Annotated in this window: 5 protein-coding genes; 2 read left to right on the forward strand and 3 right to left on the reverse strand. The window is 40.8% G+C overall.

What is annotated here, in order from left to right:
- The first annotated feature begins 5 nt into the window (after nt 1–5).
- Complete coding sequence (locus HP439_RS05735; RefSeq protein ID WP_343043513.1) at nt 6–4,412, forward strand: translocation/assembly module TamB domain-containing protein; 4,407 nt, start codon at nt 6–8, stop codon at nt 4,410–4,412.
- Nucleotides 4,413–4,422: 10 nt separating this feature from the next.
- Here HP439_RS05735 and HP439_RS05740 read toward each other — a convergent pair whose 3' ends face one another.
- The 3 genes from HP439_RS05740 to HP439_RS05750 all read right to left on the reverse strand — a co-directional run bounded on the left by HP439_RS05740 (nt 4,423) and on the right by HP439_RS05750 (nt 7,579).
- Nucleotides 4,423–4,722 (reverse strand): hypothetical protein, encoded by a 300-nt coding sequence (locus HP439_RS05740; protein WP_246229269.1) that lies wholly within the window; start codon nt 4,720–4,722, stop codon nt 4,423–4,425.
- Nucleotides 4,723–4,787: 65 nt separating this feature from the next.
- Nucleotides 4,788–7,001: a Tex family protein gene (locus HP439_RS05745; protein ID WP_172389388.1), complete on the reverse strand. Its 2,214-nt coding sequence runs from the start codon at nt 6,999–7,001 to the stop codon at nt 4,788–4,790.
- A gap of 77 nt (nt 7,002–7,078) precedes the next feature.
- A complete protein-coding gene (locus HP439_RS05750; protein WP_172389389.1) occupies nt 7,079–7,579 on the reverse strand; it encodes a Sec-independent protein translocase subunit TatA/TatB in 501 nt (166 codons plus the stop codon).
- 192 nt (nt 7,580–7,771) lie between these two features.
- Between HP439_RS05750 and HP439_RS05755 the strand changes: the two genes are divergently transcribed.
- On the forward strand, nt 7,772–8,703 hold a 932-nt coding region (locus tag HP439_RS05755), incomplete at its 3' end, for an MATE family efflux transporter (RefSeq protein WP_172389390.1).

Below are 8,703 nucleotides of genomic sequence, written 5' to 3' on the forward strand. Positions count from 1 at the left end.
TCGGCGTGATTCTAGCTCTCCAATTTGCAGCGGTTCAAACTTATGTATCTAAAAAAGTAGCAAGTTTTTTAAGTAGCCAACTAGACACCGATATATCCATAGGCCGGGTTTACCTAAAACCATTTCGATCGCTGGAATTACAATCGCTATTAATTAATGACCAAAAAGGCAACAAGCTGTTTTATGCAAAAAATATAACCGCGGGACTCTCACTTACGAAAATACTTTCAAACAAGATTGTTGTAAAAAAATTAGATATTCAGGAAGCGTTCCTGAATTATGAAATCTTTCAGGATAGTTCGAATGCTACGTTCATAATTGACTATTTCTCTTCTGACAAAAAAGAAGATGACGCGCCTTCCGCGAAGTTAGAATTAGAAATTCAACAGATAGAATTGTTCGACAACGAAATGCGATTTACGGACCATCGCTTTAAATCTCGAAAGAAGAATGCGATCAATTTTAATGCCCTAGAATTAACGCAAATCAGCGGATCATTCAACGACATAGAGTACGATGAGAATCACGTTTCCTCAGATATAAAAAAACTTCAGTTCACAGATAAAAGTGGACTACGGGTTAAGGAGTTCAGCGCAAAATCTTTCGTGTCTAATTCGATGATGGAGTTCACGAACCTAAGAGTACAAACAAACCGCTCTAAAGTTGGAAATTATCTTATGATGAGCTACAATAGTTTTTCCGATTTTGGAGATTTCATTACGAAAGTCAAAATGGAGGGGTCTCTAAATAACTCCTTTGTCGATTCACGCGATATCGCGCTATTTGCACCAGAGATCGTAAAAGTTAACTTTACCGCCGACATCCAACAAGCATCCCTAGCGGGAACAGTTGAACATATCCAAGCAAACGACGTCATACTCCGTACTAAGCGCAATACAAGCTTTAAAGGTGATTTCTCTATAGATGGACTACCCAAAATTGAAAACACATTATTTGACTTCAAAATTGCATCCCTGGAAACCTCCGCTGAAGAATTAGAAGACTTGATTCCCTCATTAACAAATGTTAAGGATCTTCGCCTTCCTTTACAGCTCCACCAATTAGGAAATGTTTCTTACAAAGGCGTCGCGAAGGGATTTTACCACCAGTTTGAAGTCGATGGAATAGCACAAACCAAACTTGGCACGATTGAAACTGAGTCAAAGATAATATTGAAGCCAACGCTTTCCTATAGCGGAAAAATTATAAGTCCATCTTTCGATTTAGGCACCATAATAAATGCTAAAAATATCGAAACGACTGGATTTAATATAGATTTTGAAGGAGAAGGTTCTCGTCGCGAATCCTTATATCTGCGGGCATCGGGAGATCTTCAGGACATTAATTTTCACAAATACACCTACCAAAATTTAAAATTTCAGGGTGAAATAGCCGATGAAATATTTGTCGTAAACGGAAAAATAGACGACCCTTTTGCCTCGTTAACCTACGATGGGAAGGTCAATCTATCGGAACAGGTCCCTCTATATCAGTTCTCCTCTGTTATACAGACGCTCGATTTAAAGAAATTAAATATATTCGATAAAGACAGTATCGTCATAAGCAATTCAAATATCAAAGGTGATCTACATGGAAACTCGTTAAACTCGCTAAATGGCGAAATCACTTCTTCTCATCTACAGTTTAGTAGTTCCCGAGGAGAATTTATGATGGGTTATCTTAATTTTTCCTCCGACGGTGATGAACAAAACAAACGACTAACCATTAAATCTGATGTCGTAGACGGTTCAATGAATGGTCAAATAGACCTTAATACCATTGGTCCCTATTTCCGTTCATTGGCGATGCGTTACGCTCCCGCCATCAATATAGAATCCAAACCCTACAATCCTCAAAATTTCGATCTAAAGCTAGATATAAAGTCTTTTGCGCCTATCTCTGCGCTTTTCGACCCCAACCTGAAGCTTGATGACGGTGCAAATTTGTCAGCAAATTTTTCTTCCGATAATTATACGGCAACTTTCCAAGCATTTAGCCCCATTGTTACCTACAAAGGCATCCGCTTGAAGAACCTGACACTATTGGAAAATGCCGACGACACTGACTTCTCGTTAGACATATCTGCAGACAGATTAAATTTCACAGACTCAACTTATATTGATAACATTAAAATAGCCAACGTACTTGCAAACGATAGTTTGAATTTCGAAATTGCTCTCTCGGAGACAGATCGAGCAAATTATATTAACTTAAATGGAAACATTCATTTTGCCCATAACAAACCTGCGTATATTCGATTAAACAAATCAGACATTGTCCTTAATAACGAACAGTGGAGCATTAATCAGGAAGCTGAACTGCGCGTTTCAAAAGGTAAGATTTATCTAAACAACCTCCAATTTAAACGTGATCGCCAAGAAATTAAACTGGACGGAATTTTGTCCAACCAAGATGATGACTTGAACATCACTTTTCATGATTTCAGCCTTAGTTCACTTTCGGGGATTACAAAACCATTGGGAATACAACTCGTGGGTAATTTAAGTGGTGATCTGCGATTAAATTCTGTATTTGCGTCCCCAAACCTTTCAGCTCATATCACCACTACACCCATCGTGTACAACAATCTCCCAATAGGAAACCTGAGTATAAATGCCGATTATGACCCGAATTTTGGAATAATTCATCTTTCTTCAGAATTAAGAGATATTGATGGTGACGGTATCGATTTAAATGGAACTTACAATATTAATAATCCGAACGATGCACTCTCTCTAATGGGTCGAGCAAGAAATGTTGACCTTGGTATCGCTCAACCGTTTCTTCGTTCTTTAATCAGTGATCTATACGGCACCATAAGTGGAGACGTAACGATTACGGGTTCTTTAAAACGCCCCGTATTCAACGGATTCTCACACATAAAAGAAGCGTCGTTCCTTGTTAACTATCTGCAATCTAGCTATGAGATACTCGAGCAGCATGCGGTCATGGAAAACAATAACATCTTTTTTAAAGATTTTCAATTTAAAGATGAACGCGCCATAATCGCAAGCTCAAACGGCTCTATTAATCTAAACAAACTCTCAGACCCTGAAATAAACATTCAAGTCGCTGCAAATAATTTGCAAATATTAAACACCAAACGTGACGATAACGAGTTATTCTATGGAACTGCCTTTGCCAGCGGCAACTTCTCGTTTTCAGGACCAACATCCGCACTGGCAATCAACATAAATGCACGTTCAGAAGCAAATACGACCATTACTCTTCCGTTCAATACATCGCTAACGGTTAGCGATAGCGATTTCTTATATTTCATGAATCCGGATTCCGCAGAATCCAGTGCCAAAGCAACGAAGCGATTGTTCAAGGGGCTTACTATGAATATGGATCTCGCCCTTACACCCGATGCGGTGATAAATTTAGAGAACAACATAGGATCTCTTACCGGAACTGGAAACGGTAATATTTCATTGCGTTTATCGAATCTAGGCGACCTAGAGATGTTTGGTGATTATCATATAGCAAACGGTAAGTTTCATTTTACGGCACAGGATTTTTTTAACAAATACTTCGATCTGAAGCAAGGAGGAACTATTCGCTGGGCGGGGAACCCGGCAGAGGCGATCGTCAACATAAGTGCAAGCTATCAGCAACGAACTTCGATTGCTCCTCTTTACAATGCCGCTGGAAGGGCGGAAAATAACGACCGCATCTTAGCTCAGGCCGATATGTTACTAAAAGGTAGCTTATCACAACCGGACGTATCATTCGAATTAAATTTCCCGCAAGATCCTTATGTGAAAGACGAGCTTCAGGGCTACCTAAGTGATATCAACAATGTAAATCAACAGGCTATTAGTTTAATTGTTCGTCGAAGTTTCACTCCCGCTTCAACGCAAGAATTTGGGCGGGAAGTGAACAACACTTTGCTTTCCGCCGGTACCGAAATCGCTTTTAATCAACTAAACAGCGTCATCTCCCAATCACTAAACATGAATTTCCTAGATTTAAATATTCGTTCGTTTAACGATGCATCCGCATCGCTACGTTTCTTTGATGATCGTCTAATTTTTACAGGGGGAGTAACAGATCGGAGTAAAAATCAGGTAAATGATCTCACTCTTTTTTCCGATCAAATCGCGACGGATGCAGAGCTGACCTTTCGCCTTCGAGATGATGGGAATCTAGTATTGCGCGCTTATAATAGATTAAACACAAGAAACTTTCTATTCACCCCATATAGCGATTATATCAGCGCAGTGGGGCTCGTTTACAGGCAAGAATTCAATTCCTTATCTGATTTTTGGAGAAATCTTTGGATTTGGAATGAAAAGAAAAAAATAGAGGAAAAACTAAAAGAAACGGAGACTGTAAGACCGGTTGATCCGAACGATACATTAAAAACAAGCCCCTCAGGGATAAACGAACGAATCGCGCCGTTGCCCTAAACAACCATTTCTAAAGAAGTGATCTGACCAGATACACCCATTCCTCTTTAAGTTCTCCGTGAAACTCGTCTGATTTTGATTGCCTATACCAGTATCGTGCGTTCCAAAGGTCGCCTTCGGCACGGTGCAAGTACGCGTGTACGCGCGATGACACATCATCTTGTAAATGGTCTATTAAATCGTGTGCCGCATGCCAATCTCCTTTTGCATCATACCATAACGCTTTTAGGGCTATACTCAAGCCCTCGGGTGGGTGTTGATCCTTTTCGACAGATTGTAGAAAGTCCTCGTAATGCATTTTCTGTATCATTTTTTTTAAAACGTCTCGTTGGAAAACTTCAAAAGGGCAATGATTCATATATTGCCCTTTTTTGATTATTTAAATTTACTAGCTAAAGCAGCTAACTTCGTTGCCATATCTGTTTCCCCATTCTTTTTCAAGCGCCCAGATTTTTCTGTAGGACGTTTTTCCTGAGTCTTCATGGATAGACTGATTCTATTCCTACGTTCATCGACCTCGGTAACAGTAACCATTACTTTCTGTTGTACCTTAACCACCTCATTTGGATCTGCTACAAACCGGTTGGCTAACTGACTCAAGTGAACCAGTCCATCTTGGTGCACACCGATATCAACAAATGCACCGAAATTCGTGATGTTGGTTACAATTCCTGGTAACTTCATTCCTACTCGGAGATCGGCTACGCTATTTACCCCGTCAGTAAAAGAAAACTCTTCAAATTGATCGCGAGGATCGCGTCCCGGCTTAGATAACTCAGAAACGATATCAGTCAAAGTTGGTAAACCAACCTCATCGGTGACGTAACTCTTCAAATCAATGCGTTCGCGTAGCTTTTCATCAACAAGTAGATCGCCAACTTTCGCATTTAAATCATTCGCCATTTTCTCGACCAAAGAATAACGTTCCGGATGAACAGCAGAGGCATCTAAAGGGTGTTCTCCACCACGTATACGCAAGAAACCTGCAGCCTGCTCAAACGCTTTCTCGCCTAGCCGCGGGACCTTCTTTAATTCCTTTCGCGTACGAAAGGGGCCATTCGCAGTCCTATAGTTAACTATTTGTTGCGCCAACGAGGGGCCAAGACCTGAAATATAAGCCAAAATTTGTTTTGATGCAGTATTGAGCTCTACGCCGACAGCATTCACACAAGAAACTACAGTATCATCAAGGGCTGTTTGTAGTTTATTTTGATCCACGTCATGTTGGTACTGCCCTACCCCAATTGATTTAGGATCTATTTTTACAAGCTCTGCAAGTGGATCCATAAGACGTCTGCCAATTGAAATTGCTCCGCGAACTGTAACATCATAGTCCGGAAATTCTTCACGAGCGACCTCTGAAGCCGAATATATGGAAGCCCCCGACTCGTTGACCATTACTACTGTAACATCGAGCCCCAGCTTCCGTACAAACTCTTCAGTTTCACGTCCTGCTGTACCGTTACCGATCGCTATCGCTTCAACATTATATTTTTCAACCAAATGTCTCACCGTTTTCGCCGCTTGGTCTGCATTCCCTGCACCCGTATGTGGAAAAATAGCAGTATTCTCTAATAATATCCCTTGTGCATCCAGTACAACCGTTTTACATCCCGTGCGGAACCCCGGATCAATTGCTAATAAGCGCTTTTGTCCTAAAGGCGCTCCCAAGAGAAGCTGACGTACATTATCTGCAAAAACTTTTATAGCTTCCTGATCAGCGCGTTGACGGGTAAAAACACGTATTTCAGTTTCCATAGAGGGTTTCAGTAGTCTTTTATAACCATCATGAAGAGCCAATCTAACCTGATTTGCCGTCTCGGTGCTACCTTTAATATATTGGCGTTCGAGGGTCGGTATGACAAACTGTTCCTCCACGGTGAGATCTAGATAAAGAAGCTCCTCTTTCTCTCCCCGCCGCATCGCGAGAACACGATGTGACGGCGCATCGTTCAGCGTTTCGGTCCAGTCAAAATAATCCGCATACTTAAGCGCCTGATCTTCTTTACCTGGAATTACCTTTGTGACAAACCGGCCTTTTTCCAAAAATATTTTTCGGGTATTCGCCCTCACTTGTGCGTCCTCCGATATTTGCTCGGCAATTATATCTCGTGCTCCTGCAAAGGCATCTTCAATCGTGTTCACACCTTTATCAATATCAAGAAAACGCTGGGCTGCCTCCGCAATATCAATTGATTTTTGTTCTAAAAAGATTTCTGCCAACGGTTGAAGTCCTTTTTCTCGAGCCATCGAAGCTCTAGTTTTACGTTTAGGCTTATAAGGTAGGTAGATATCCTCTAAAAGAGCCATCGTTTCCGCTCCAAGTATTTGCTCCTGAAGTTCTGGCGTCATTTTACCTTGATCTGTCACAGACTTTAATACCGCCTCTTTGCGCTTCTCAAGGTCTCTTAATTGCTGTACCCTGTCCCTTATATTCGTAATTTGAACTTCGTCCAAACTACCGGTCATCTCTTTCCGATAACGAGAGATAAATGGAATTGTTGCGCCTTCATCAAGTAATTCAATTGTCGTTTTCACTTGCCGACTACTTACTCCTAATTCCTGCGAAATGACTATTTCGTATGCCATAAAAAATAATGAATATGAAAAAAGAAAGCTGTTGGCCTCAACGACCAACAGCCTTTTATTTTTATAATTTAAACTATTTAAACCTTCTTAGTGGGATCTTCTGCTGGTGAATTTTCTGTTGATGAATCCTCCGACGGTTTACTGTCGGCATCTGGGTGATCTGCAGCAAAATGGTCATTATACCCATACGAATAATGCTCTCCGTTAGTTGAAGGTTGCTGTCCTGGATTGTGTGTCAATGTGTTTTCAGGTGTTGTAAACTGAGGGAAAGCTTTCTTTTCGTCTTCGGATTCTGTGGTTTCAATCTCATTCGATTCCGCATCACTCACCGTGCTAACCTCCGCCGTTTTCGGCACCTCTTTAGCCTCTTCAACCGTTACATCTAAATCTTTTTCAAAGTTATTGATTTGATCCGAAATTTCCTTTTTGATACCTTCAGAAGCATCTTTGAATTCTCTGATACCACGTCCCAATCCACGTGCCAATTCCGGCAATTTCTTACCTCCAAAAAGTAACAAGATAACGACAACTATAAGCATCATCTCTTGCGTCCCTATATTCAAAAAACCTAATATCATCTCTTTTCTACTTTATTTATCATTTCGATGTGACTAAGGTAAGTCTAAATTTACTTTACGTCAAAATTTTTGTTGTAATTATTTAGCAACAAATTAATAATTACCTTGTTTAAATTGCGTCGCACTCAACATAACGGTAATACAGTTTATTGTTTAAAGAGCCGGACGAATCGCTATATTTGCCACTTTATTATGTTACAAAATTACTACAAAGAAAATAAACGCTTTTACCTAAGCACCGTCGCCCTGGCCGGACCGGTCATCATATCGCAGCTGGGGCAAACACTTGTGCAGACAGCGGACACTATAATTGTTGGAAAATTTGTCGGGACAATACCCTTAGCAGCTGTTTCCCTAGTTCACTCGGTATTTATAGTAGTGATGGTGATTGGACTAGGCATTTCGTATGGCCTTACTCCTTTAATTGCAAAGGAAAATGGAAAGGGTGACAAACGAAGCTGCGGCAAGTTACTCTCCAACAGTTTGTGGTTAAACATCGTCACGGCATTCATCCTGTTCGCTCTAGTAAATTTTGGTTCAATGTATGCGATGGAACATTTAGACCAAGACCCACGTGTGGTTGAAACAGCCAAGCCGTATCTATTAGTTTTGATGATATCGATCATGCCGTTGATGATTTTTAACACCTTCAAACAATTTGCAGAAGGATTGGGATTTACTAGGCAGGCGATGAATATAACCATATGGGGAAACGTTTTAAACATCATCTTAGCTATCCTTTTCGTGAAAGGCTTTTGGATTATAGAACCTATGGGAATTGTAGGTGTGGGCTATGCGACATTAATTGATCGGATTTTGATGATGTTGGTCATGTCGGCATATGTACTACGCTCCAAAAACTTTAAAGATTACACGAAAGAGTTCAAATGGTTGCACGTCAGTCGCGAACGAATATCGAGTATCTTTAAAATAGGGGCTCCTGTCGCCATGCAATACGTATTTGAAATTGGAGCCTTTGCCGTTGCAGCAATTATGGCAGGACAAATTGGAGCATTGGAGCAGGCTAGCCATCAGGTAGCGATCACGTTAGCGTCTATGAGCTACATGATGGCAACCGGTATTGCTTCGGCTGCAACCATTAAAACCGGCCACAGTTTCGGCAA

This window comes from Sphingobacterium shayense (assembly GCF_013179575.1).
Taxonomy (GTDB): Bacteria; Bacteroidota; Bacteroidia; order Sphingobacteriales; family Sphingobacteriaceae; genus Sphingobacterium; species Sphingobacterium shayense.